Raw genomic sequence first — 25,714 nt, 5'->3', positions numbered from 1 at the left:
AACCGTATACTCCCTTAGCAGGGGAGCGCCTTCAGCCTCTCGGCCACCTCACCGTAAACGTTGATTATGTTACCCTGAACACCTTGAAAAGCAAGTCTTTTTTAACCAATCCTGCAGTCCTCCCTGAAATTGCAGCAAGGAACAACACCGTTATTCCGGGCCGATCAAACAGGCAGAAAACGGCAGAGAGAACCACTCCCTATCATCAGAACCGCCTGTTGTGATCCAGCGTCAGTATGATTGATACATACCATCAAGCCATTGGGCGGCAACCATTACTGACCATCCTGCAAAGCCTCAAGTGTGGCTATTTCCTGCCCCGGACTGTCAGGTATCTTCCAGAGTAACGCAATGCCGGCTTCTGAACGGGTTCGCATCCGCCGTTCATCGTGGCAGTGGATCATTAAATGATCACCATCGGGGCTGAATTTGGCCTCTTTGACAGGATAATCCACTTTTATCTGCTCTTTTTGTACCCATTTGTCATCATCACCGATGCCCCATAGCTGCACAAGGCCTGGCTGATGCTTGTCCTTCCGGTCCAATTTATTGCCATAGGTCAGGAAATGGTTTTCCGGTTCATTAAAACTGGCACCATCGACGGAGTAGATACCAGGGCTTGTCACCGCCAGTTTCATCCACTCACCATCGTCGTCACGCCCCATGATACAGGCAGTTCTGTCTACGCTAATGGAATAGGCAAGGCATCCGGAAGGGGAAAACCGGGCATCACGAATATATCGTTGATGTTGAAGCTTCAACTGTTCCTGCCATGCGCCCTGGCTGTTGAGTCCATGAATTTTTACCGTACGGCCATCATTGTAGGTCAGCACGCTGTCCTCCTGGGGATTAAAGGCAGCATACTTGATCATCTGCTGATAACTTACCCAACCTTTTTCAACCAGATTTCCTTCCCCATCATCACCCCAGATGCAGGCAAAATTTGAGCCATTGCCATAGCTCAGGAGAAGATTCTCTGAGGGGCTGAAGATGACATCACTACTGCCGATGTGCTCCAGGGTCTGAGCTTCATCGAGCCGATCACCAGTACTGCTGCAGTCCCAGAGTTTAAAAGTGCCAGGACTTCGTCTAACGATGGGTTCGGAATTGTAGACGCGCTCAGTGTCCACACCTTCATCCGGTTTATCATCGGTATTGATGCAGTCCAGGGGGTCAAGGAGCCGTGCCAGTAATTTACGCCCGGAGGGGCTGAACCTGGCCTCTTTACAATCCTGGATTTCAGTTTTTATCACCCAGTCACCATTATTGTCATAACCGGAAATTATAACTCTATGGCCTGAATCCTGGGTTATCGCATATTGCCCGGCGGCATTGAAGGTCGCCCTGTCCACAAAGTGGAAATGACGCCGGTTAAGGTGATCAAAACTCCATTTAGGATGGTAAACCTGCCCGATCTGTAACCATTGACCATCGGTATCGCAACCCAGAAAAACAACCTGGCGCCCCACGGTAAAGATCACGGCAAGCTGCCCATCATCACTCATCTGGGCACTTGAAATATCGCTATCGCACTCAATGACCTTATTTTCGTCCAGGCAGTTGTTATCATCATTGCAGCTCCAGATGGTCGCTGTTGTGCCCTGATAAGTCAGTATATGATTATCCATGGGCTGTAAGGGCGGTTGCTGTGGCCCCCATTGCTGATGGTGCCTGACCTTTTTGGTCTGGGTCAGTGGGATCCACCGTCCGTTACTATCCTCCCGCAACAGGTTGATTTTGCCGGTGTGCGTGTCCCAGGCCATAATCTTCTTCTGCAAGGGGCTAAAGGCTACCTGCACCTTCGGATAATGTTCTTGCTCGGGCTCGGGCTCAAGCACCGCCGCCTCTTCCCAACTGCCGTCCGTGCTCAGCGTACTCACCGTGACTTCGCCATCATCCTCGGCACTCAGTAGCGTATTTTCTGCCCGGTTGAACTCGTAGTGATGGTTAAACCCGCAAAGCTCCCCTGTGTGCAACCAGTTGCCATCATCAGCCAGTCGCCAGATATCCAGACGATCATCATGTTCATCTTCAGAACCATTGATAACCAGGTGCTTACTCGTTGGACTGAAGCTGGCCTCATGAATTAAACGATCGAAAACGAACTTCTTTTCGAATTCCAGATAATTGGCCTGACATTGGAAAATTTCAGCCTTATCAGCTGATGCGGCACGGTATGCGGAAGCGCCGGAAGCCTTTGCGGTGCAACTGTCGTACTGTATATCCCGTTGTTCACGCTGTTGCGATGCATCGGTCAAATCGGCACCTGACGGCTGCTCCATCATGGAAATTTTCAGTCCGGCAATTTTGCGCTCATCAATAGTGGTGAAGATCGTCAATTCGGGCCGTGATAATTCCTGCAAACGATTCATCGATTGGATCTGATCCTGTTCAGAGGCTTCCGAGATATATTTGTTAAAGGAGACCACAAACGTACGCAATGAATCACACAATGGTTCCAGGTTGTTAAACAACCGCTGTTCATTGGTTTCCATTTTGCCTGGGGCTGTGCTGCTTTGCGGAATTGGTTGCATGATAACTCCGGTCAAATTAACAAGGATTCGATTTACACGTCAATGAATCAGTATCATCCTGTCACGCTGCCAGGAACCACAGACTACTGGGATTATTTGAATCATCCTCTATTGCCTGTCTGACCATTCAGCCCTGTTATAGATCAGTCATTTTGACAAAAGTTCCTATCAGGGAGATTTTTTCAATCCGGGCAATGAACCCACTGGCAATGCCACACTGCAAAGCATTACACGTTCGCTACTTAAGTACAGAAACAAAAATGCCTGACAATGTGCCAGGCATTTTTTGAAACCGTCTATGAGAATTAACAATGATTCCGGGATTCAGATCAGAGACATAAACGACAGTTTAAAATTATCAGTAAGATTCGTAAGGTTCAGATTCGTATCCGGATTCATAACCTTCATCGTCTTCATAAGAGCGACCAGTGCCACCTTTCTTGTGCTCTTTCTCTTTTTGAATCCTCTGGTAAATTTCTTCCCGGTGAACAGCGACTTCCTTTGGTGCGTTGACACCGATGCGAACCTGGTTACCTTTTACACCCAGAACAGTGACAGTGACCTCGTCCCCAACCATAAGGGTCTCTCCTACGCGGCGAGTCAGAATCAGCATTTCAATCTCCTTATTTACATCTCTGTTAAGTCAACAACCGTCAATTCTGAGCACACTGGTACACTGGTTTGAAGCTGATGAAATCACCCAAAATGATCGCGTGAAATTATACGACAACAACCCCGGTACAGACATTATTTCACCCTAAAGTTGCCTGACCTTTAAACTGCTCTAGCACTCAGTTCAAGGTAATGAAGTATATGCCAGCTCAACCGTTCATGCTTAAGAATTATTCAGCAAACCCAGTCTAGTCACCAAGTTCAGGATTTCCATTCGTATTTTTACCTGCCGGAAATGATTTGAAGGCTTGATAGCTCTACACGTTTGCTCGTTCACTCTGGCAATGTCGGGTGGATAATGGGCATAATGAGGCTCTCACGAGAAGCCTCACGAGACCCACGGTTTTAACGATACTCTTTTAGACCCCGTTATCTTCCATTGGTTCCCTGTCCAGCTCAAAAGCCGAGTGGAGCGCACGAACAGCAAGCTCCAGGTACTTCTCTGCAATGATAACGGAAACTTTGATTTCAGACGTTGAAATGATCTGAATGTTGATCCCTTCAGCCGCCAGCGCTTCAAACATCTTGGTGGCGACACCCGCATGGGAGCGCATGCCAACGCCAACAATCGAAACCTTGGCGATTTTCATATCACCGTGGTATTCACGGGCTTCAAGCTCTTCAACAATCTGCTCAACGACAACTTTTGCCCGTTCATAATCATTGCGATGCACGGTAAAGGTGAAATCGGTGGTGTTGTCCTCAGCAGTATTCTGGACAATCATATCCACTTCAATATTGGCACGGCTGACCGGGCCAAGAATCCGGGATGCTACACCGGGAATATCGGGCACACCCTTTATCGTCAGTTTGGCTTCATCTCGGTTGAATGCGATGCCGGAAACGACCGGTGACTCCATGGCGATACCCTCATCCAGTGTAATCAGTGTTCCAGGGCCATCCTGGAAGGTATGCAGAACTCTCAGGTTAACATTGTATTTGCCAGCAAACTCAACAGCCCGGATCTGCAGGACCTTGGATCCCAGACTGGCCATTTCCAGCATTTCTTCAAAGGTGATCTTGTCCAGACGACGGGCACCCTCAACCACTCGCGGGTCAGTGGTGTAAACCCCATCCACATCCGTGTATATCTGGCACTCATCAGCCTTCAGAGCGGCAGCCAGCGCTACCGCCGTGGTATCCGAACCACCCCGCCCCAGGGTGGTGATATTATTGTCTTCGTCACGTCCCTGGAAGCCGGCAACCACGACAACACGCCCCAGCTCCAGGTCCCTGACGATACGTTCGGTATCGATTCGCTTGATACGTGCCTTGGTATGGGCACTGTCAGTAACAATGGCTACCTGGCTACCGGTATAGGACGTCGCAGGACAGCCCCGCTCATTCAGAGCCATACTCAAAAGACCGATGGTCACCTGCTCGCCCGTCGACAGGATAACATCCATCTCCCGCGGCGTAGGCTGTGACTGCATGGACTGGGCAAGCTCAACCAGCCGGTTGGTTTCACCACTCATGGCGGAAACCACAACCACGACGTCGTGCCCCTGTTCGCGGAACCCTTTGACCTTGTCAGCAACACCCTGAATTCGTTCAGTGGTGCCTACTGAGGTGCCGCCAAATTTCTGTACTATTAGCGCCATCTTATTCGTTCTACTTCAATCAGCCATGACAAGAAGAACACCCGGGAATAATCTGTCTCACTGCGGACACTATTCCCGGACAACCTTCTGGTGGTCAAGCTTCCCTGTACCAGTTCCCTGCTGTAACGCCTCATCAAACTTTACAGAATCAAGACAGCCAGAAAGGAGCCAGACAGCACAAGCTGCCATCTCAATCATTCAGTGGGTGACAGAATGTACCATGAATCCCCCCAGGGGTGTATGCCCCAGAACAATAAAAAACGGGCTAATTCCGTAGGGAACAGCCCGTTTTTACACTTATTTGTCAGAATAACTCACTACCCTGACAAAATCACTTACCATTGAGCTTCCAGCCACTGCTTAATAGACGACAGCGCTTTTTCAAGGTTTTCAGGCTGGGAACCACCACCCTGGGCAAAATCAGGACGACCACCACCTTTGCCACCCAGCTGCTCTGCCACCATCTTCAGCAGATCTCCTGCCTTGACTCGTCCGGTCAGATCTTTGGTCACACCGGCAGCCAGCGGCACCTTGCCATCGGCTTTGGTCGCCAGGAAAACGATGCCAGAACCCAGCTTGTTCTTCAGCTGGTCAACCATGTCGCGCAATGATTTGGGGTCAACACCCTCAAGCTCGGTCGCCAGCAACTTAACGCCATTCACCTCTATAGCCTGGGACACCAGGTCAGAACTGTCGGCACTGGCCAGTTTCTGCTTCAATTGCTGCATCTCTTTTTCCAGGCTCCTGCCCTGGGCAACCAGCGCCTGTAATTTGGCTTCGAGATTTTCCGGTCTGGCTTTTAGCATACGACAAACGTTGTTCAGCTCGGCAAAGCGTGCCTGGACAAAAGCCTCAGCGCCAGCACCGGTCACCGCTTCGATACGACGGACACCGGCAGCAATACCACTTTCAGCAACAATTCGGAACGCACCAATATCGCCGGTACGACTGGCGTGTATACCACCACACAGTTCGATGGAGAAATTATCGGTCCCCATGGTCAGTACCCGTACCTCATCGGCATACTTCTCACCAAACAGTGCCATGGCACCCCTGGCTTTAGCCGCATCCATGTCCATCAGCTCAGTCTGAACGAGGGTATTGGCACGGATCTGTTCATTCACCAGCTTTTCAATGGCCTTGAGTTCTTCCGGCTTAACCGCTTCAAGGTGAGAAAAGTCAAAACGCAGACGCTCGGGATCCACCAGGGATCCTTTCTGGGTTACATGATCGCCAAGAACCTGCCTCAGAGCCGCATGCAGCAGGTGAGTTGCCGAATGATTCAGTGAGGTAGCATGACGCTTTTCAGCATCAACATCGGCAGACACTTCATCGCCGGACTTCAGTTCACCGGATACCACTTCGACAATATGGAGGTGATGATCACCCTGTTTGCGAGTATCCACGACACGGACAGAACCGGTGGCAAAATTCAGCAGGCCGGTATCCCCCACCTGGCCACCAGACTCGGCATAGAATGGCGTCTGTTCCAGAATCACCGTCGCCTGCAGGCCTTCACCGATCAACTCTACCGGCTCCCCCCCAACAAACAGGGAGTGAACACGAGCCTGGCCGGTAGTATTCTCGTAGCCGGTAAAGGCGGTTGAGCCTTCAATCATCAGCTGATCATTGTAATCAACACCAAACTTGCTGGACGCACGGGCACGCTCACGCTGAGCCTCCAACGCTTGTTCAAAACCCTCAATGTCGACTTTCAACCCACGCTCACGGGCAATATCTTCCGTCAGGTCAACCGGGAAACCATAGGTATCATACAGCGTGAACAGCGTTTCACCGGAGATCACATCTCCCTGTGCACGCTCTTTCATAACCGCAATACTCTCTTCCAGCAGTTTCATCCCTTTATCCAGGGTACGGGTAAACTGCTCCTCTTCCTGCAGCAGAACCCGCTCAATTTGTGCCCGATTCTTTGCCAGATCCGGATATGCATCACCCATGACCTTCACCAGAGAACCCACCAGCTTATAAAAGAAGGACTCCTTGGCACCCAGCTTATGACCATGGCGACAGGCGCGGCGGATAATCCGGCGCAAAGTATAGCCTCGGCCCTCATTAGACGGCATAACGCCATCACTGATCAGGAAACTGCAGGAACGAATATGGTCGGCAATCACACGCAGGGAAGCTTCTGTTGTGGCAACGCCTCCCAGGATATCAGAAGCATCATTCAACAGTGACTGGAACAGGTCAATCTCATAGTTGCTGTTGACATGCTGCATCACCGCGGCAATACGCTCCAGGCCCATGCCGGTATCCACCGATGGTTTGGGCAGTGGCTGCATATCGCCATCGGCCTGACGGTTGTACTGCATGAATACGATGTTCCAGATTTCAATAAAACGATCACCGTCTTCTTCTGGCGTACCCGGACGGCCTCCCCAGATATGATCGCCGTGATCATAGAAAATCTCGGTACAGGGGCCGCAGGGGCCAGTATCACCCATCTGCCAGAAATTATCGGAAGCATAAGGTGCTCCCTTGTTGTCGCCAATGCGGATAATATCATCCGCTGCAACACCGATGTCGTTTAACCAGATATTGTAAGCTTCATCGTCAGAAGCATAGACGGTGACGCAGAGACGCTCTTTTGGCAGTTTCAACGTGCCGGTCAGAAAGTTCCAGGCAAAATGAATCGCTTCTTTCTTGAAGTAGTCACCAAAACTGAAATTACCCAGCATTTCAAAGAAGGTATGGTGACGGGCGGTATAACCGACGTTGTCCAGGTCATTGTGCTTGCCCCCGGCACGCACACACTTCTGGGAAGTAGTGGCACGGGTATAGTCACGTTGCTCACGACCAAGGAATGTGTCTTTGAACTGGTTCATCCCGGCATTGGTAAACAGCAGGGTTGGGTCGTCATGGGGTACCAGAGAGCTACTGGCAACCACTTCATGGCCGTTTTCCCTGAAGTATTCCAGAAAAGCAGAACGTATTTCGTTAGTCTTCATATACAGTTCCCACCGGGGGAGTTATCTCTTAACAGCCATGAGCGGAAAAGGCCGCTCACTCCAAAACATGAAAATGACTGCAAAATCACAATGCACGGCATTTTCATATAACTTCAAGCAAAACCGCCATTATATAGGAATGGCGGGAAAAAATGATCATTTCGCCCCATCATTAACACGCTTTTTATCCGGGGTTTTCTCGCTGACTGCCTGTTGAGCGTCAGGCCGGTACAGCTTGAGTATGCGCAGGGACTGCGGATCCTCATCCCTTCGCTGCCCTTTGCGTGCCCATAAATAGCGATCGCAATAGACTTGAACCAACGCCTCCATCAGCTGGCGATGGGTGTTTTCACCCAGCTCGCCGAGTGCTCTTGCCGCTACTTCAGCGGTACACAGATGTTGCTCCTGACGATTTCGCCTGAGACGGTAGATTGATGGATCTTCAGGCTGCAAGCTCAGTAAACTCAAACCATGCAACCAGGGGCTCTGACGGTACATTTTCCTGGCCTGCTGCCAGGTTGCATCAATAATAATGAAGGCAACTTTACGGTCATCCACTGCATGATAATGCCATTGTCGTTTATCACTCTGCGCTTCCACAGCGTATTCGCTCGGAAACAGCAGCACTGGCAGCCAGGTCGGATCGCTCAGCAGGGCCAACAATTCATCATCTGGTGCAGTTCGACTCCAGTTGAATCGGCGGGTTCCGGATATCGCAGCCCGAATCAATTTGCCTGTATTGGTTGGCTTATCAAACTCTTTATCATGGGTAATCAGCCAGAAACAGGCAGCCGACTTTACCGGGGGAATCAACGGGCAGATACAGGCATGCCCAGGCAAACGGCACTGATGACAATCACCCTTCGCAGCTGGCATTACGTGAAGACACCTTCTTTGTTTTCCAATCTCATAAATGCAACAATCTTTCCTGAGCCATCAGGCACACTGACATTACCATGCAACGGGCTGGACAAAAACCAATCCGGTACTGTGTTTACCCGTTCCCACACTAATCCAGATACTGGATCCATATGCAATATACACAAAGCTATCCGATTGGAACGCCCGGCAAACCCTGGGGGGACACTGAACGCCTCAACTGGCGCAAACAGGCGACTATCAAGCGAGAGTATCAGCAGGAAGTCATTCCCAAAATCAAAGCCCTGGGAGACCGTTTTGATATCGAACAGTACGGCGCACTTTCTTACGATGAAACACGTTATCCATTGCTCTGCCTGAAAAGTAAAAACCGGGACAGCAATAAGCCAACTGTTCTGATCACAGGAGGTGTTCATGGCTATGAAACCAGTGGCGTTCACGGTGCGATCAAGTTTATGGAGACCCAGGCTGGACATTATCAGGAGCACTTTAATTTTGTTGCCGTGCCCTGTGTCAGCCCCTGGGGTTATGAAACCATAAACCGGTGGAACCCAAACGCGGTTGATCCAAACCGGTCATTTTATCCCAATAGCCCTTCTGAAGAGTCAGCCAACCTTATGAAACTGGTTGCAGCACTGGACAATGTACTGGTCCATTTTGATCTGCACGAAACCACAGATACCGATGAAACCGAGTTTCGCCCTGCCCTGGCGGCCCGTGACGGCGTTGAGTATATCCCATCCAGTATTCCCGATGGTTTTTACACTGTTGGCGATATTGAAAACCCACAGCTCGAATTTCAAGCTGCCATTATTGCGTCTGTGGCCAAGGTCACCCATATTGCACCTGCTGATGAAAACGGCAATCTTATCGACTCCCCTATGGTTCAGCATGGTGTAATCCATTACCCGATGGTTAAGCTTGGCTTATGCGGCGGTGTCGCTAACTGCACTTATGGAACGACAACGGAAGTCTATCCTGACAGTCCCGGAGTGACCCATGAAATATGTAATGATACCCAGGTTGCGGCAGTTAAAGGCGGGCTTGACTATGTAATTCGCCAGTTGTAATGGTTTTGACCACGTGAATTCAAGTCACAAAGAGCACAAAGTTCACAAAAAAAGTGATGGTTCGCCTGCCTGTTGCTGCAATCGCTATCACGAGGATCGCACAAAACTGTTAGTCAACCTGGCGGTCTCTGAGAGCTTTGTGGCTATAAACTTAGTGGCCATGAACTTAGTGGCCATGAACTTAGTGGCCATGAACTTAGTGGCTAAGGAGCAGAGAAAGCGGAGTATATCTGGCTCATGGAGAAACCCCGCTGAGCCAGGAAGCGGGACTGTCGGGCTCTGTCTTTATTATCCCGGGGCGCAGAGGCTCCAAACTTTCGCACTTTCGCCGTTTTTGCCAGCTCATACCAGTGATCGTCCTGCTCCAGCAGGTATTGACCGATTAACTCGCTATCAATCCCTTTCTGAAACAGCTCCGATTTAATACGAACCGGACCGTAACCTCGCTGTTGACGACTATAGACATAGCTTTCAACAAAACGGTCATCACTTTGCAACCGCTCTTCGCGCAGGCGGTTGAGCGCTTCAACCACCAGTGCCCGGGGAAAACGGCCCGAGAGTTTTCGAAACAACTCGGTAAAACCATGTTCCCGCCGGGCCAGGAGATCCATGGCAGCCCGACGGACATCTTTTACCGTTTGAATGACTTCATCAGACATTCAATTACTCAGCCAGCAGCTCGTCCTGTTGCACATCCGCCGCTGCAGCGTCATCTTTTTTACCATCATCTTTTTTACCAGCTTCTTTCCTGGCTTCAGCTTCAGCCTTTTTGGCAGCATCTTTCTCTGGCGTGCTCATCAGCTCATCACGGATCTGGGCTTCGATTTCAGCGGCCACTTCCGGGTTGTCAGAGAGGTATTGAGCCGCATTGGCTTTACCCTGCCCAATCTTTGAGCCTTTATAGGCATACCAGGCACCGGACTTGTCGATCAGCTTGAGCTTCACACCCAGATCAATGACTTCACCCATATGGTAGATACCCTGCCCATACAGGATCTGGAATTCAGCCTGCCGGAAAGGAGGTGATACCTTATTCTTCACAACCTTGACACGGGTTTCGTTACCAATAACTTCATCACCCTGCTTCACGGCACCGGTACGACGGATATCGAGACGGACAGAAGAGTAGAATTTCAGTGCGTTACCACCGGTAGTGGTTTCCGGGTTGCCGAACATGACACCGATCTTCATACGGATCTGGTTAATGAAGATGACCATGCAGTTGGTCTGTTTGATGGAACCGGTCAGCTTACGCAGGGCCTGAGACATCAGACGGGCCTGCAGACCAACGTGGGAGTCCCCCATATCACCTTCAATTTCTGCCTTGGGTACCAGAGCCGCCACAGAGTCAACAACGATGACATCCACAGCACCGGAACGAACCAGCATATCAGTGATTTCCAGGGCCTGCTCACCGGTATCCGGCTGGGAGACATAGAGGTCATCCACATCCACACCCAGCTTACCGGCGTACTGGGGATCCAGGGCATGTTCCGCATCAACGAAGGCACAGGTGGCACCCTGCTTCTGCGCCTGGGCAATAACGCTCAGGGTCAGTGTGGTTTTACCGGAAGATTCAGGTCCGAAAATTTCGATCACACGGCCTTTTGGCAGACCGCCAATACCCAGGGCAATGTCCAGTTGCAGAGAACCGGTGGAAATGGCCGGAATTGCCTCCTGCTTCTGGTCCCCCATCCGCATGATGGCGCCTTTACCAAACTGTCGGTCAATCTGGCCAAGTGCTGCTGCCAGCGCTTTTTTTCTGTTATCATCCATTCTTCACGCCCTCAGTTCGATTCTGACTTCATCAGGAACAGCTAAATAAGTAATACTGTATATTTAAACAGATACTGGATATTTGTCCAGTATATTTATTGCTTCGACAGGAACGACTCTTTTTTCAGGCAAACTTTTCAGGCGAACTCCTCAGGCAAATAAGGTCAGAATACCCTGCAACGCCTGAACAACAGTTTGTTCCCTGATCTGATCACGATCACCCTCAAGATGAAAGTGCCTTGCAGCGGTTTCCTGCCCGGTGCTCCAGGCAATCCACACAGTTCCCACCGGTTTTTCCGGTGTTGCACCACCCGGTCCTGCAACTCCGGTGACTGCCACGGAGATATCGGTTTCCAGCAACTTCCGAACACCCTGCGCCATGGCAATAGCCACCTGCTCACTGACGGCACCGTATTTATTCAGCAACACCTCCGGCACATGAAGGAGATGAGCCTTTACACCATTGGCATAGCAGATGACACCACCTTCAAACCAGGCTGAACTACCGGGCAGTGCGGTCAGGGCATGGCCGATACCACCACCGGTACAGGATTCAGCCGTAGACAGGGTCCAGCCCCTGGAATTCAGCAGTTCAGCAATCTCGCAGACAATGGGGAACGTAGCAGAGTGCAGTGTAGGTTCCATGGTCACTACTCGCCATAAGGTTAACAGAGAAGCCAGTCAAGATAGGATGTTATAACACGATCAGAGGAATTCTTCACAAATAAACGGATGAAAAATTTCATCAGCTGCATTCTGCCTTTCCGGGAGAAAATGCCTTGCCCCGAGGATCCGGGGCAAAGTAAGAAGCACTTATTTACTCAAACTCCTTAAGACTTTCCACCGTGATGGCATAGACAACGTCAGTATACTCGGAAGTATTGTTTTCAACCCTGAGCACACCTTCCAGCCAGTAGGGGGTGTAGCCCGCTTCTGTCACTTGTATGCCCTGGTCATAGCGGACAAAGATGGTCTGATTGGGTGGCGGTGGCGGCACATGAATACAGGCCCCCAGGGTGGGCACCAGCAATAGTTCTGTCGCTGATTGATCCTTGTCAATATTCAGTGGCACCAGATAACCGGGAATTTTTACCCGTTGCTGGTTCATACTGTCTACCGGAATTTTGCCCAGCTCAACAACATAATCAATAGCCTCTTCCTGACTGATTTCACCGGCCTCATATTTGCGGACAATTTCCTCATCCACCGGCGGCATCAGTTCATCCCAGTTGATCTCTCTGATCGGAGGTTTTTCAGGGTCTCCAACCGTTGCAGCCACAGCAACATCCATTAACAGAAAAGGCACCATGAGCACCGCTGCCATCCAGTAACGGCGCAGTCTTCCCGTTATCATTATTCGTTCTCCTACAGCCTGACCGCCAGACCATCCGCCAATGAATTTTTATAGGCCCGCCAGGCAGGCAAGGCACCCAGCAGGGTCGCCGAGACAATAATAGCGATCGCCAGAACCCACTCAAACATCCCCGGTAATGCGATGGTAATGTGCAAACCCAGCTGCATTTGCAATACCGGCTGAATAGCGAACAGCATCCCATACATCATCAGGAAGCCCAATAGTGTGCCAGTGATGGCATAGATCAGTGACTCACTAATCATCAGGGTAAAAATATGACCGGGCCGGGCCCCTACTGAACGGAGAATGGCCATCTCTCTGCGTCGCTCATTAAGCGAAGTCAGAATGGTGGTCAGCATGCCAACCAGCCCCGCGATCACCACCATTACTGAAACCGCCAGCAATGCCTTTTCAGCCGAACCCACCAGTTGCCAGAGTTCCCCCAGGGCAACACCCGGCAAAATAGCCGTCAGCGCTTCCTGACGATACTCATTCACCGCCCGCTGATAGCGAAAGGCAGCCACCCGCGACTTCAGGCCAACAAAATAGGCGGTAATGCTGGATGGTTGCAAATCCATGGCCCTCGCCCTGTCGGCAGAAACCGAGAAGAGTGCATTGGGTGCAGCCCCATTTACCCAGTCAATGTGCAGCGCCTCGATCCCTTCCAGAGAGACCATGATCACTCTGTCCATGGGGGTACCGGTAGGCTTTAGCACACCGGAAATCCTGAAGGGTTTATCCTCATGCGCCTGCAGACTCCGGCTTTCAACACCGTGGCTAAGTACAATGTCCTCACCAACCCGATAGCCAAGAACCGCCGCCACCTCAGAACCAATCACCGCATCATAGAGATCATCAAATGGTTTACCATCTCCGAAGCTTATGGGCTGGTCATCACCAAAACGAAAGTGTTCGAACATGGTTTGAGAGGTACCCACCACGCGATAACCTTGATGAGAGTCCCCCAGGGCAATGGGTATCGTCCAGGCGACCGCCGTATGGGATGACAGCTCCTGAAAGGTTTCCCAGGTGATGTTATTGGTCGCATTACCAATATGAAACACCGAATAGAGCAGCAGGTTAAGCGGGCTGCTACGGGCACCGACCACCAGATCGGTACCGGACACGGTACTGGTAAAACTGTTCCTGGCCTCAACCCGAACCCTTTCCACACCCAGCAGCAAGGCAACGCTGATGGCAATGGAGAAAATGGTCAGCAACGCCGTGGTTTTGCGGTTACTCAGACTTTTCACCGCCAGATGAAGAATTGACATCACACCACCTCCGGTCCGTCTGCTAATGGTCGATGCTGACTGGCACGATTGATTTCATTCAGGGCAATAGAGCGATCAAACCATGCTTCCAGGGCTGAGTCATGGCTGACAAAAACCAGCGTACTGCCAGCAGCCTCGCACTCAGCAAACAGCAGGCGAATAAATGCCTCACGGGTATCACTGTCCAGTGCAGAAGTAGGTTCATCAGCAATCACCAGTTCAGGGCGGCCAATCAGTGCCCTGGCGGCAGCCACTCTCTGCTGCTGACCAATACTGAGTTCCGTTACTGGCCTTTGTAGCAACTGCGGATCCGTCAGCTCCAGATGGTTCAGCAGCCGAATCGCCTCCTGTTTGGCATCAACGCCCATGGATTGAATGTTTTCACGGCGTTTGCTGGCAAACCCCAGCGTCAGCGTGACATTGTCAATCACCGAAAGATAAGGAATCAGGTTAAACATCTGAAAGATAAACCCGATATGATCTGCCCGGAAATGGTCCCGGCGTGCCGATGAAAAACGGCTGATGTCGTTGTTCAGCACAGAGACATCGCCGGCAACCGGTGTGAGCACGCCCCCAAGAAGCCCCAGGAGTGTCGTTTTGCCCGAACCTGAAGGCCCCCGGATAAACACCTTCTCACCCTGATTGATCAACAGCTCCGGTATATCCAGAACCACTGTTCCCGGCTTCCAGCCAAACTGGACATCCCTTAGATGAACCACCTGAGCAACCTGAACAACCTGAGCAACCTGAACCACCGGTTGACGGAGACTACTCATATCAGAAGCGCACCTCTGGTTGCTGGCGGCTCATCTGTCCAGCTATCTGGCCAGAATCGGTAAAGCCCTGAACCTTCAACTGCTCACTGTTGCCAAACCGCTGAAACAATCGGGTAGAGATACTGTTGAGCCTGGCAATATTGGCGCACTCATAAACGTAAGTGGCGGCGATATCCATATGTGCTGACTCATGGTGACCATGGGCATGGTGGTCATCGTGTCCATGCTTTTCATGGTGAGAATCATGGTGATCATCGTCATGGTGCTCATGATGAGAGTCATGGTGACCATCGTCATGGTGCTCATGATGTTCTCCATGCCCACCACCAGCCGAAGCCGATGCTGTTTTCAATGTACAGGACGCCGCTGGTGTAAAAGACCATAAATCGTCTTTTTCAAGCTCATGCAGGGCGTCATTGAGTTGCTTGCGCTGGGTGTCGGAACTGATGGATTCAAAGCCGAGAATGTCAAACCCCGGCGTTTCCAGTTCAATATGAATCTGACCACCTTCAACGGCAAAGTTCAAATGACCGGTTCCATGCACATGGGCATCGGCATGACGATGCCCATCAGCCGAAACGCCTGCTGAGATTAAGGCAAAAGCAACAGCGGCCATTTTTGAAACGTGACGCATACATAAATCCTGAAAAAAAATAATTGATGAACATGGCTCAGCAAATAGTTAACCACCATCAGATAAACAGCCACCATTAGGGCCTGTCTGGCAGAGGATGATGGTCATATTCTGCGATTCCTTTCGGTATTGCCCTAGCCCGGATATCAAGACGAATTCGTTATAACATAACATATACCATATCACCAAAAGATCATGTTCAACGAATCAGGAAAAGGCATTGCAGGAATACCCTGAAAAATATAGAGGCCAATTAACCTTCAAAATGATCGCCGGTCAATAAACGGCAGGAGAAGCCGATCAGGCATTGAACCTGTCAGTGGTCACAAAACAGCCCGGAAATTGGCGCTTGGGTAATGATGTATTTTCCCTCCAGATCCCGATAGACAATGGCACTCCAGATCGTGCCATTCTCCAACTGGAACTCCAGCGCATAATTCAAACCATTAACAATCTGGGAGTGCACGGCCAACATTTTTTTAAGTTTGCCCGGCTTTTCCATTCTCTGTTATCTGTGCTTTGTGTAAATTTGAGACAGAAGAGCTGCCTCATCAATTTTTGTTCTGCCGCACAGCTTTGAGACAGTCTCTTTTAGCTGTCCATTTTTAAGCACCTTATTGACTGTTTTTTGGAGCGAAGTGAACTCCTTGTAGTTGAGTTGAGCATCTTTCAACCGATAATGGGCTTGTTCAAAGGCCATGATCATTTCAATTCTTCGTTCAGGAGAATCCAGGGGATCTACAGCCGGCCTTTCGCTTTTTCTGCGACCATGAGCAGGCAGAGGCGGTGAAACATCCCGGACAGGCTGTGAAGTCAGTCGTTTTGATGCCTGTCTTTGCAAGTGACTCGTGATCCTGGCTTCATAAGCCATGGCAAACTCTTCTGCCACTCTCTTAACTTCAGCTGTGTTGCTTCTATTTATGGACTGGATAATGTTATCCCGATTTTCGCTCAAAACCTTGCAGATAAAGTTATAGTGATAGTAGCCCAGCGCCTCCAGGCTTATATTCTCGCGTATAACAGCATTTCTGAATGCGGTTTTTGATTTGGCCGGAAGAGCGTCCAGGAAATCATAATATAAATAGCCTTCCGGGGGCTTGCACCGTCGGAGAAACGTTTTTTCTATATGATCAAAGGAGTACTGGAATTTTTCGTCCTTGAACTCACCTGCAAACCATTCCTGGAAATACTGATTGATATCATGGGAAATGAAGTAGTCGACAGATGTACTTTCATCGGAGTTCAGGCTTTCCTTTAAAGGTGAATAACATTCTCTGGCAATGTCTCTGATGGATGCTTGAAACAGGCCAATGAGTTTTTTTGTGAGGAAATTTTCAACCGGCTTTTTTAAGCCCCTGAACGCTACCTTGAGCTTATGGGGAGGATCCGTATACTTCTGTGCAATGCAGTCGGTTGCATAGTCACTGAGCGATAGTGATGTGTCCTGCAGGCTGGCCGCTATCCAGGCTGGAAGAGGCGGAGTGACGACGGTAACGGCACGGCTTAGCAGACTTGTCGTCCAGGAACCTAACCGGGCACAAGACACCAAAGCCTGACTCATACTCAGACTGGTGGAGGTATCGTAAATTTGCACCCTGCCTTTGGCTCTGGCCGATGTCGATGAGCCTTTAGGCCCGGATAAACTTTTACCCGCTTTTTTGGGGCGTGCGCCTGGACCGTCGTTATGTTGTCTTTGCGGGGGTGTACTTCTCTGTATACTGTCCATCAGAACCTCCTCTGTACATTTTGCGATAGCAAATTATCTGGTTGTTTGTTGAAATAAGTATTCCTCTGTAGCCTCGTTGACAAACTGTGATAACTCCACACCAGCCCAATAGACATCACTCCGATCATATTCACGCCATGCATCACCACAATTTACGAAGCGAGACGTCAATACGCCATTCACAAAACCTTGCAACTGCACCAAAGACCAATGGGTTTTCCTGAACGGCTGTTTCCAGCAACGCAATGAGACGATCAGTCAGAACGGTATCTGGTCTGACTGCCGCAGGATTCCATCCCTTGGCCAAACGATCCAGGGTAAAGACTCCGGCAGCAGAAGCACCCGCTATGATCATTGTGCAAGGCAAGTATTTTCTCCTGGTCCCCTGCACTGGGTCATAGTGGAAAACAACTCTCCTGAAACCCTGAAACAAACCACCCACAGAAACGCTGGTTGATAAGGGTTCAGGCTGCTTCGCAACCAGACCTTGGTCCTTCACATTAATGACGTGCATAGCCAAACTCTTGTTAAGCTGAAATGAGGTAAACTGGCTGATTTGAGTTCAAGACAATTGCCTTACAGAGTAAGACCTCCATTCTCGTACTAAGTTCCAAACAAAAATCACCCCACCACTTGTCAGCGAACTGGCTGTTCTTTACCGCTCTGGAATACAGTTTGTTATACCGTTTGACCTGGTCATCAGTTAATATTGAACCGGACGTTGTTACTCAGCCTCAATTCAGTGCCAGTATAGAAGTGAACTGGTTTTTCCTGATGAATATCAACCAACTGAAATGGCAAATACTCACAATGGGAAAACCTTCACTTTCTCTGCTCTCTCTTATATTGGTCACTGTCAACCTGTTTGCTGCGCCAACAGAAACCATTCAGACGCTGGATACCGGTTCAGGAGTACTTGAAGGATCCCTGCTGATACCGGACACACCACAAAACACGATACCGGTCGTATTGCTGATTTCAGGCTCCGGCCCAACAGATCGCAATGGCAATAATCCTTGGATGACCAACAACTCGTTGAAATTTCTCGCCGATGCCCTGGCACTCAACGGCATAGCCTCTCTGCGCTATGACAAACGGGGCATTGCCCACAGTGCCAGTGCTGCCGTACAGGAAGAGCATCTGCGTTTCGAGCATTATGCTGCCGACGCCGCACAGTGGGTCAACAAACTCAAAAGGGATAAACGTTTCGGTGCTGTAACCGTGATTGGACACAGTGAAGGTTCACTGATTGGCATGTTAGCGCTTCAACAACAGCCTGCCGATGCATTTATTTCCCTTGCCGGTGCCGGACAACCGGCAGACCTTTTGTTAAAGCGACAACTGAAGTCACAGCCTGCTCATTTACTGAACTCATCCCTGGCGATTATCAGCTCGTTGAAAGCGGGCAAAACCGTTGCTCCGATAGACCCTGTGCTCGCCCCCATTTTCCGGCCAGGCGTCCAGCCCTATATGATATCCTGGTTTCAGTATGATCCTGCGATTGAAATTGCCAGTCTCAAGATACCGGTTTTAATTCTCCAGGGTTCAACAGACTTACAGGTGAGTATGGAAGACGCCAGTCTTCTGGCAAAAGCACAGCCTGATGCTGAAAGCATGGTCATTCAGGGCATGAATCATGTCCTGAAAGATTCAGCCATAGAAGTCAATGTTAATCTTGACACGTATAACCATCCTTCTTTACCAGTTAACACAGAGCTGGTCTCTGTAATTACTGCCTTCATCAGCCGGGTTAAGGGACTGTCGCACCCCCCCCAGGCAACCGCATCAATGAGTATAAAAACAGAAGATTGAACTATTCACCTCTGAGACATTCTGTTGCCTATTTGCTCAACGTTAGCGTCAGAAACACTATGTTAGAAGCAACAGCATACAAAACACGCTGCAGATTACTCTGTCCGTGCTCTGGAGCCAGCACTTACCATTCATGATTCTTTGCCAGGGAGTCTGGATCTACCGTGATATTCTCCTTAGGCTAAGCTCTGACAGGAAGACATTCAGCCTGATCGGCTGATACTATATTGCGCTGATTTCGATTTACTATTTATTACTGAACCTGTATCCAGTAAAGCTGGCTGCAACATCAGACCAGACGGACAAACGTTTTTTGCTCAATGACCAATACAGACCTCTCCAACCACACTCCGATGATGCAGCAGTATCTGCGCATCAAACAACAACACCGGGATCATCTGGTGTTTTACCGGATGGGTGATTTCTACGAGCTGTTTTATGATGACGCCAAAAAGGCTGCACACCTGCTGGATATTACCCTGACCAAACGGGGGCAGTCGGGTGGCGAACCAATCCCCATGGCGGGAATTCCGTACCATGCGGCGGAGGGTTATCTGGCCAGGTTGATCCGGTTGCGTCAGTCCGTTGCCATTGCCGAGCAGATTGGCGATCCGGCCACCAGCAAAGGGCCGGTTGAGCGACAGGTGGTGCGCATTCTGACCCCCGGTACCGTCAGTGATGAGGCTTTGCTGGATGAGCGTCAGGACAATCTGCTGATGGCGGTCAACCAGCGGGAAAACCGGTATGGGCTGGCATTTCTCGATATCAGCAGTGGCCGGTTCAATGTGCTTGAAGTGACGGGTGAAGAGGCATTGCTTTCTGAAGTTGAGCGCCTGAGTCCTGCCGAAGTATTGCTCAATGATGACCGCAACTGGCCCGAGGTATTACTGCGTCGTCCAGGTTCCAGTAAGCGTCCTCCCTGGGACTTTGACCATGAGAGTGCTGTGGAGCAATTAACCCGGCAGTTCCAGACACAAAGTCTTGATGGCTTTGGCTGCAGCCACTTGACACTGGCTATTGAGGCTGCTGGCTGTCTGCTGCAGTACGCCCGGGAAACACAGCGAACCGCCCTGCCCCATATTCGCGCCCTGTCCCGGGAAAACCGCGAAGAGAGCGTGGCCCTGGATGCCGCCAGCCGGAAAAACCTGGAACTGACCACCAATATGAATGGCGGCCGGGAGCATACGGTTGCTGCCGTGCTGGATCGCACAGCAACGGCCATGGGTAGCCGACTGCTCGGACGTTGGATCAATCGCCCACTGCGCCATATTGAGAAATTGCAGGCTCGCCAGTCGGCCATCACCGCCCTGAAAGATGGCTGCCATTTTGAGTCCCTCTACCCCATTCTCAAACATATTGGCGACATTGAACGTATTCTTGCCCGGGTTGCCCTGAAGTCTGCCCGGCCACGGGATCTGGCTCGGTTAAGGGATGCCCTGCAGCAACTGCCAGAACTGCAGCAACAGCTGGCGACGATTGATAGCCAGACAGTACATCAACTGGCAGAAAGCATCAGTGAACACCCCGAACTGGAAGCATTATTAACCCGGGCCATCATCGAGAATCCACCTGTGGTGATCCGCGATGGAGGTGTGATCGGCGAAGGTTATGATGGCGAGCTGGATGAGCTTCGTTCCATCAGTGAAAATGCCGGCGACTACCTGGTTCAAATGGAGATACAGGAACGTGAGCGTACCGGTCTTTCCAGCCTGAAAGTCGGTTATAACCGGGTACATGGTTACTATATCGAGTTGAGCCGCCGTGAATCCGAAGATGCCCCGGTAGACTACATTCGCCGCCAGACTCTGAAAAATACTGAGCGCTTTATTACCCCGGAGCTGAAAGCGTTTGAGGACAAGGCGCTGTCCAGCAAAAGTCGTGCCCTGGCCCGTGAAAAAGCACTGTACGATGAGCTTCTGGACCAACTGGTGGCACAGCTGGGACCGCTTCAGGAGTGCTCCATGGCACTGTCAGAGCTGGATGTACTCAGTAACCTGGCTGAACGTGCTGAAACACTGAATTTCTGCCGTCCTGAAATTCTGCAAAGTCCCGGTATCGACATTATTGAAGGCCGCCATCCGGTGGTTGAACAGGTTTTGGACGAACCGTTTGTGGCAAATAATGTTACCTTCAATGTTCAGCGCCGCATGTTGATTATCACTGGTCCCAATATGGGCGGTAAATCGACCTATATGCGACAGACGGCGTTGATTGTTCTGCTGGCTCATATTGGCAGCTTTGTACCTGCATCCCGGGCCCGTATTGGTCTGGTCGATCGGATTTTTACCCGTATCGGTTCTTCCGATGATCTGGCCGGTGGTCGTTCAACTTTTATGGTGGAGATGACGGAAACCGCCAATATTCTGCATAATGCTACCGAGCAGAGCCTGGTACTGATGGATGAAATCGGCCGTGGAACCAGCACGTTCGACGGGCTATCCCTGGCCTGGGCCTGCGCACAATATCTGGCGGACTCAGTACGTGCATTCACGCTGTTTGCCACCCACTACTTTGAGTTGACCCTGCTGCCCGAAGAGTGCGATACGGTGGTGAACGTACATCTCAATGCAACCGAGCATGATGATCGCATTGTCTTTCTCCATGCCGTTCAGGAAGGCCCTGCCAACCAGAGTTATGGCCTGCAGGTTGCCCAGCTGGCCGGGGTACCCCGACATGTCATTAACCAGGCACGACAGAAACTGGCCATGCTGGAGCAGCATGGACCCTCCCTACCGCCTCCCGCAAAACCATCCAAAAAGGCTGCTTTCACACCCCAGGCTGACCTGTTTGCCGATCCCGGGCCGCACCCGGCTGTTGAGGTTCTGGAAAAAACAGATCTGGACAACCTGACACCCCGCCAGGCCCTGGAGCTGCTCTATACTCTCAAGGGGCTGGGCAAATGACAAAGTTTTTCTGATGCCCCGGGCACTCTGATTAACACTAAGGGTATAAGGTTATGGTAAACCCGGCTATTCAGCGGGTTTACAACTCTGGTAGACTTGCCCGACCTTTTTGTATTGCCATCGTAATGTTTCAGGTCTCATTATGAAATGCTTCCGGGAGCCAGCTCTCACGGGTATAAAAGCAAAACCGGGCGGTACTTTTTTTTATTCAGATCAAATGGAGTTTAACCACCATGGCTTTCGTAGTGGGTGAAAACTGCATCAAGTGCAAATACACCGATTGCGTGGAAGTCTGTCCTGTGGACTGCTTCTATGAAGGACCAAACTTCCTGGTTATTCACCCGGATGAATGCATTGACTGTGCTCTTTGTGAGCCAGAGTGTCCGGCAAACGCTATTTTCTCCGAAGATGAGGTTCCCGACGATCAGCAGGAGTTCATCGAACTGAACGCCGTGCTCGCGGATGTCTGGGAAAACATTACCGAGAAGAAAGACCCACTTCCTGATGCGACAGAGTGGGATGGCGTGAAGGGCAAGCTGGACCAGCTGGAACGCTGAGCTCAATAGAAAAAAGCCATGAGGGCTACCCATGGCTTTTTAATTAACAGAGACTCAATGTCAGGCCATCAATTAAACAGGGACTCTCCTGACAACCCCTGCTTTTCAAGAATTGAGCGAAGCCGTTTCAACGCCTCAACCTGAATCTGCCTTACCCGTTCACGGGTCAGGCCAATCTCCTTACCAACTTCCTCAAGCGTACTGGTTTCATAGCCCCTGAGACCAAACCGGCGGGCAACAACTTCTCGCTGTTTTTCTGATAACTCACCCAACCACCGGTCAAGACTGTCATTAAGATCCAGGTCCTGTAACAGCTCTGCCGGGTCAGCACCTTTCTCATCAGAAATAGTGTCCAGAATGGATTTATCAGAGTCAGGCCCCAGTGGTGTATCCACCGAAGTCACCCGCTCATTGAGGCCAAGCATCCGCTTTACATCAGCAACCGGCTTATCCAGCAGCTCGGCTATTTCTTCCGGGCTCGGATCATGATCCAGCTTCTGGGTTAATTCCCTGGCGGCCCGGAGATAGACGTTCAGTTCTTTCACAACATGAATAGGCAGGCGAATCGTCCGGGTCTGGTTCATGATCGCCCGCTCAATCGTCTGTCGTATCCACCAGGTCGCGTAGGTTGAAAAACGGAATCCACGTTCAGGATCAAATTTCTCAACCGCACGAATCAGACCGAGGTTACCTTCTTCGATCAGATCAAGCAGCGTCAGACCACGGTTGACATAGCGCCTGGAGATTTTAACAACCAGCCGAAGATTACTTTCGATCATACGGCGTCTACCCGCTTCCACACCTTTTCGTGCAAGGCGGGCATAGTGCACCTCTTCCTCGGGGGTGAGGAGAGGTGAAAAGCCAATCTCATTCAGGTACAGCTGGGTTGCGTCGATGGATTTGTAAAAGCCATCATCTTCTTTTCGACGACCGGTACTAATCGGAGACACAGCCGTAGGCTGTGGCTTATCGATATCATCGTTCTCGTCAGCCACTTCAATGAGGTCACCGGAATTGTCATCCGGACTCAATTCATCCTGTCCCTGGATTACATCGTCAGCATAACTGCTTAGCTCTGCGTCATCCCTCTTCGATGCCATAAGAGTTAGTCCTATCCGAAAGTCCCACTCTATGCCGGGCAACCCGAGGTTGCGCCGACACCCGTGAGATCCCTCTACTACAACCACCACTGACCTTCATCATCAGCGCCCTGGAAGGTACCCCATCGGGTCGACCGGTTTACCATCACGCCGAATTTCAAAGTGCAGCTTAGGCTCCGTCGTTCCTGTAGAACCTATTTCGGCTATCTTCTGGCCCGCTTTAACTGAGTCTCCCTCATTCACCAATAGATCCCTGTTGTGCGCATATGCGCTCAGATAGCTACTATTATGTTTCAGAATGATCAGCCTGCCATAGCCCGACAGGTCGCTTCCTGCATACACTACCTCACCACTGGCGGCTGCCTTTACAGGCTCTCCTAATTTGCCGCCAATATCAATCCCCTTGTTAACAGGCGTTTGGAGAGAATACGCAGAAATAATTTTTCCACTGGCAGGCCACTGCCAGCCTCCGCTGCTAAAAGATGTACTTTTTTGCGCCGCACTCTTTGCTGTATGTTTTTTAACCGGAGGATTGCTGATGACAACTGTTTTCTTTGGCCGACTGACGGGAGCCACCGAAGCCGTGACAGCACCGTAGCGCTGGATAGATAAGTTTATTTTCTGCCCCGGATAGATAGTATAGGGGCTTCGAATATTATTCTTCCTGGCCAACTCCCGGAAATCCCTGCTATAGAGCCAGGCTATTGAGTAAAGAGTTTCACCGCTGTGCACAATATGCTGACCTTTGGTCACCTTTGGTGGCGACCTCAGGTCAGTAACCGTAACTCTGGACGGATCATGGCTGCAGCTTACAGTCAGCAGGCAGGTAATCAGAAAAAGTATTTTTTTTGAGCAATCACTCATATTAATCAGAGCGATTTTCATGAAATCCAACACTTTATCAACTCCACTGCCCTGCATAATCACAAAAATCATTTATTCAATAAATGAATAGAAATAATAATTTATGGTTTAAAATATTATACCAAGACTGGTATTTCCAACTGTATTTGCACACTAACCCAGGAGCCTGTCGGACTTAAGGCTCCTGGTGCTTTTTACTACCCATCCACTCAATCATCGCCACCAGGACAATGGCAAAAATCATCAGTCCGATAGCTTCAACCAGATAAGCAGGCTGTCCCGTAACCCCCTCATAATTCAGTGGAGAAACATTAGCTTGCATCAGCGGAACCAGATCCCCGGAACTGTTTACCCGGGTTTCCAGCGTTTCCTTCCATGGCCAGACTTTGCCCAACGCTCCAAGCATCAGGCCGGTCAACAATGAAATGGCCAGATCACGGTGTTTTTTTAACAACCATGACAACACGTGGGAAAAGCTGAGCAAACCGCCGATACAGCCCAGGCCAAAAACAATCAGCACGCTGAAATTCAAACTCTTCACGGCATCAATTACCGGACCATACAGCCCCATCATCAGTAAAATAAAGCTGCCGGAAATACCCGGCAGAATCATGGCGCAGATAGCAATGGCACCGGCAAAAAACAGCGTCACCGACTCTGGTTCAAGACTGGTTGGAGTTAGTACACCTACCGCGTAAGCGATCACAACGCCAGCAATCAGGGTGATGATGGTGGAGGCATTCCAGTGACTAACCTGACGAATCATATGAAGCCCGGATACCAGAATCAGCCCAAAAAAGAATGCCCAGAGCATCTCTGGATAAGTGTCAAGAAGCCAGGTAATAACATGGGCAAATGACAGAATACTGGTCAGTACACCACCAAACACACACAGCAGAAATGTGCCGTCTATCCTCTGCCACACACCGGCAGCACCTTCGTTACCCAGCACTTTCAATAACGATGGGTTTACACTTTTCAATGCATTCAACAACCGGTCATAAATGCCAGTAATAAAAGCGATGGTTCCACCGGATACTCCCGGAACCACATCTGCAACCCCCATGGCCATTCCCCTGGCGATGAGGGCAAAGTAAGAAGAAAGATTCGACATGTTCTGACCTTTGGAACAGAGGTTTAGAAAAAGGGCACTAATACCCATCAGCCATCCTGGACTGATTACTTGTTAAATTACTTTTCAAGGTTGTCGCAA

Annotated in this window: 23 protein-coding genes; 5 read left to right on the top strand and 18 right to left on the bottom strand. The window is 50.3% G+C overall.

Annotation, left to right across the window (positions count from 1 at the left end; genetic code table 11):
* On the top strand, positions 1–224 hold a 224-nt coding region (locus KDK13_RS14230), incomplete at its 5' end, for a hypothetical protein (RefSeq protein WP_257285637.1).
* Between the two features lie 51 nt (positions 225–275).
* Here KDK13_RS14230 and KDK13_RS14225 read toward each other — a convergent pair.
* The 5 genes from KDK13_RS14225 to KDK13_RS14205 all read right to left on the bottom strand — a co-directional run bounded on the left by KDK13_RS14225 (position 276) and on the right by KDK13_RS14205 (position 8,652).
* Positions 276–2,534 (bottom strand): WD40 repeat domain-containing protein, encoded by a 2,259-nt coding sequence (locus tag KDK13_RS14225; RefSeq protein ID WP_257285636.1) that lies wholly within the window; start codon positions 2,532–2,534, stop codon positions 276–278.
* Positions 2,535–2,892: 358 nt separating this feature from the next.
* Complete coding sequence (csrA, locus tag KDK13_RS19240; RefSeq protein WP_373692247.1) at positions 2,893–3,147, bottom strand: carbon storage regulator CsrA; 255 nt, start codon at positions 3,145–3,147, stop codon at positions 2,893–2,895.
* 418 nt (positions 3,148–3,565) lie between these two features.
* Positions 3,566–4,807: an aspartate kinase gene (locus tag KDK13_RS14215; RefSeq protein ID WP_257285635.1), complete on the bottom strand. Its 1,242-nt coding sequence runs from the start codon at positions 4,805–4,807 to the stop codon at positions 3,566–3,568.
* A 335-nt stretch (positions 4,808–5,142) separates the two neighbouring features.
* Complete coding sequence (alaS, locus tag KDK13_RS14210; protein ID WP_373692246.1) at positions 5,143–7,776, bottom strand: alanine--tRNA ligase; 2,634 nt, start codon at positions 7,774–7,776, stop codon at positions 5,143–5,145.
* A gap of 156 nt (positions 7,777–7,932) precedes the next feature.
* Positions 7,933–8,652, bottom strand: coding sequence for a tRNA-uridine aminocarboxypropyltransferase (locus KDK13_RS14205; protein ID WP_257285634.1), 720 nt, complete (start codon positions 8,650–8,652; stop codon positions 7,933–7,935).
* Between the two features lie 155 nt (positions 8,653–8,807).
* Between KDK13_RS14205 and KDK13_RS14200 the strand changes: the two genes are divergently transcribed.
* Complete coding sequence (locus tag KDK13_RS14200) at positions 8,808–9,725, top strand: M14 family metallocarboxypeptidase (RefSeq protein ID WP_257285633.1); 918 nt, start codon at positions 8,808–8,810, stop codon at positions 9,723–9,725.
* A 203-nt stretch (positions 9,726–9,928) separates the two neighbouring features.
* Here the strand turns inward: KDK13_RS14200 and KDK13_RS14195 are convergent, their stop codons facing one another.
* From KDK13_RS14195 to KDK13_RS14150, 10 genes are all read right to left on the bottom strand, one after another.
* Complete coding sequence (locus KDK13_RS14195; RefSeq protein WP_257285632.1) at positions 9,929–10,384, bottom strand: regulatory protein RecX; 456 nt, start codon at positions 10,382–10,384, stop codon at positions 9,929–9,931.
* Between the two features lie 4 nt (positions 10,385–10,388).
* Positions 10,389–11,501: a recombinase RecA gene (recA, locus tag KDK13_RS14190; protein WP_257285631.1), complete on the bottom strand. Its 1,113-nt coding sequence runs from the start codon at positions 11,499–11,501 to the stop codon at positions 10,389–10,391.
* A gap of 150 nt (positions 11,502–11,651) precedes the next feature.
* Positions 11,652–12,146 carry a CinA family protein gene (locus tag KDK13_RS14185; RefSeq protein ID WP_257285630.1) on the bottom strand — a complete coding sequence of 165 codons (495 nt, stop codon included), beginning with the start codon at positions 12,144–12,146 and terminating at the stop codon, positions 11,652–11,654.
* 172 nt (positions 12,147–12,318) lie between these two features.
* Positions 12,319–12,855, bottom strand: a complete 537-nt coding sequence (locus KDK13_RS14180; protein WP_257285629.1) for a DUF3299 domain-containing protein — start codon at positions 12,853–12,855, stop codon at positions 12,319–12,321.
* A gap of 11 nt (positions 12,856–12,866) precedes the next feature.
* A complete protein-coding gene (locus KDK13_RS14175; RefSeq protein ID WP_257285628.1) occupies positions 12,867–14,129 on the bottom strand; it encodes an FtsX-like permease family protein in 1,263 nt (420 codons plus the stop codon).
* Positions 14,129–14,905, bottom strand: coding sequence for an ATP-binding cassette domain-containing protein (locus KDK13_RS14170; protein WP_257285627.1), 777 nt, complete (start codon positions 14,903–14,905; stop codon positions 14,129–14,131). Before KDK13_RS14170 ends, KDK13_RS14175 begins: the two co-directional genes overlap by 1 nt.
* 1 nt (position 14,906) lies before the next feature.
* A complete protein-coding gene (locus KDK13_RS14165) occupies positions 14,907–15,539 on the bottom strand; it encodes a DUF2796 domain-containing protein (protein ID WP_257285626.1) in 633 nt (210 codons plus the stop codon).
* A 316-nt stretch (positions 15,540–15,855) separates the two neighbouring features.
* The gene (locus KDK13_RS14160; RefSeq protein WP_257285625.1) at positions 15,856–16,041 is read right to left on the bottom strand and encodes a hypothetical protein; all 186 of its coding nucleotides are present in this window, start codon (positions 16,039–16,041) and stop codon (positions 15,856–15,858) included.
* A gap of 6 nt (positions 16,042–16,047) precedes the next feature.
* Positions 16,048–17,265, bottom strand: coding sequence for a hypothetical protein (locus KDK13_RS14155; RefSeq protein ID WP_257285624.1), 1,218 nt, complete (start codon positions 17,263–17,265; stop codon positions 16,048–16,050).
* Positions 17,266–17,407: 142 nt separating this feature from the next.
* The gene (locus tag KDK13_RS14150; RefSeq protein WP_257285623.1) at positions 17,408–17,632 is read right to left on the bottom strand and encodes a hypothetical protein; all 225 of its coding nucleotides are present in this window, start codon (positions 17,630–17,632) and stop codon (positions 17,408–17,410) included.
* Positions 17,633–17,940: 308 nt separating this feature from the next.
* On the opposite strand from KDK13_RS14150, the gene KDK13_RS14145 reads away from it, so the two are divergent.
* From KDK13_RS14145 to fdxA, 3 genes are all read left to right on the top strand, one after another.
* Positions 17,941–19,077: an alpha/beta hydrolase gene (locus tag KDK13_RS14145; protein ID WP_257285622.1), complete on the top strand. Its 1,137-nt coding sequence runs from the start codon at positions 17,941–17,943 to the stop codon at positions 19,075–19,077.
* Between the two features lie 320 nt (positions 19,078–19,397).
* Positions 19,398–21,980, top strand: a complete 2,583-nt coding sequence (mutS, locus tag KDK13_RS14140; RefSeq protein ID WP_257285621.1) for a DNA mismatch repair protein MutS — start codon at positions 19,398–19,400, stop codon at positions 21,978–21,980.
* 233 nt (positions 21,981–22,213) lie between these two features.
* Positions 22,214–22,537, top strand: a complete 324-nt coding sequence (gene fdxA / locus KDK13_RS14135; protein ID WP_257285620.1) for a ferredoxin FdxA — start codon at positions 22,214–22,216, stop codon at positions 22,535–22,537.
* Positions 22,538–22,605: 68 nt separating this feature from the next.
* Here the strand turns inward: fdxA and rpoS are convergent, their stop codons facing one another.
* From rpoS to KDK13_RS14120, 3 genes are all read right to left on the bottom strand, one after another.
* Positions 22,606–23,637: an RNA polymerase sigma factor RpoS gene (gene rpoS, locus KDK13_RS14130; protein WP_257285619.1), complete on the bottom strand. Its 1,032-nt coding sequence runs from the start codon at positions 23,635–23,637 to the stop codon at positions 22,606–22,608.
* Between the two features lie 102 nt (positions 23,638–23,739).
* Positions 23,740–24,522, bottom strand: coding sequence for a peptidoglycan DD-metalloendopeptidase family protein (locus KDK13_RS14125; RefSeq protein ID WP_257285618.1), 783 nt, complete (start codon positions 24,520–24,522; stop codon positions 23,740–23,742).
* Positions 24,523–24,676: 154 nt separating this feature from the next.
* Positions 24,677–25,615, bottom strand: coding sequence for a DUF368 domain-containing protein (locus tag KDK13_RS14120; RefSeq protein WP_257285617.1), 939 nt, complete (start codon positions 25,613–25,615; stop codon positions 24,677–24,679).
* Between the last annotated feature and the right edge of the window lie 99 nt (positions 25,616–25,714).

The sequence above is a fragment of the Endozoicomonas sp. SESOKO1 genome (assembly GCF_024606265.1).
Classification (GTDB): Bacteria; Pseudomonadota; Gammaproteobacteria; order Pseudomonadales; family Endozoicomonadaceae; genus Endozoicomonas.
Note: the sequence above shows the minus strand (reverse complement) of the source record. Positions and strands in the feature narration are given on the sequence as shown.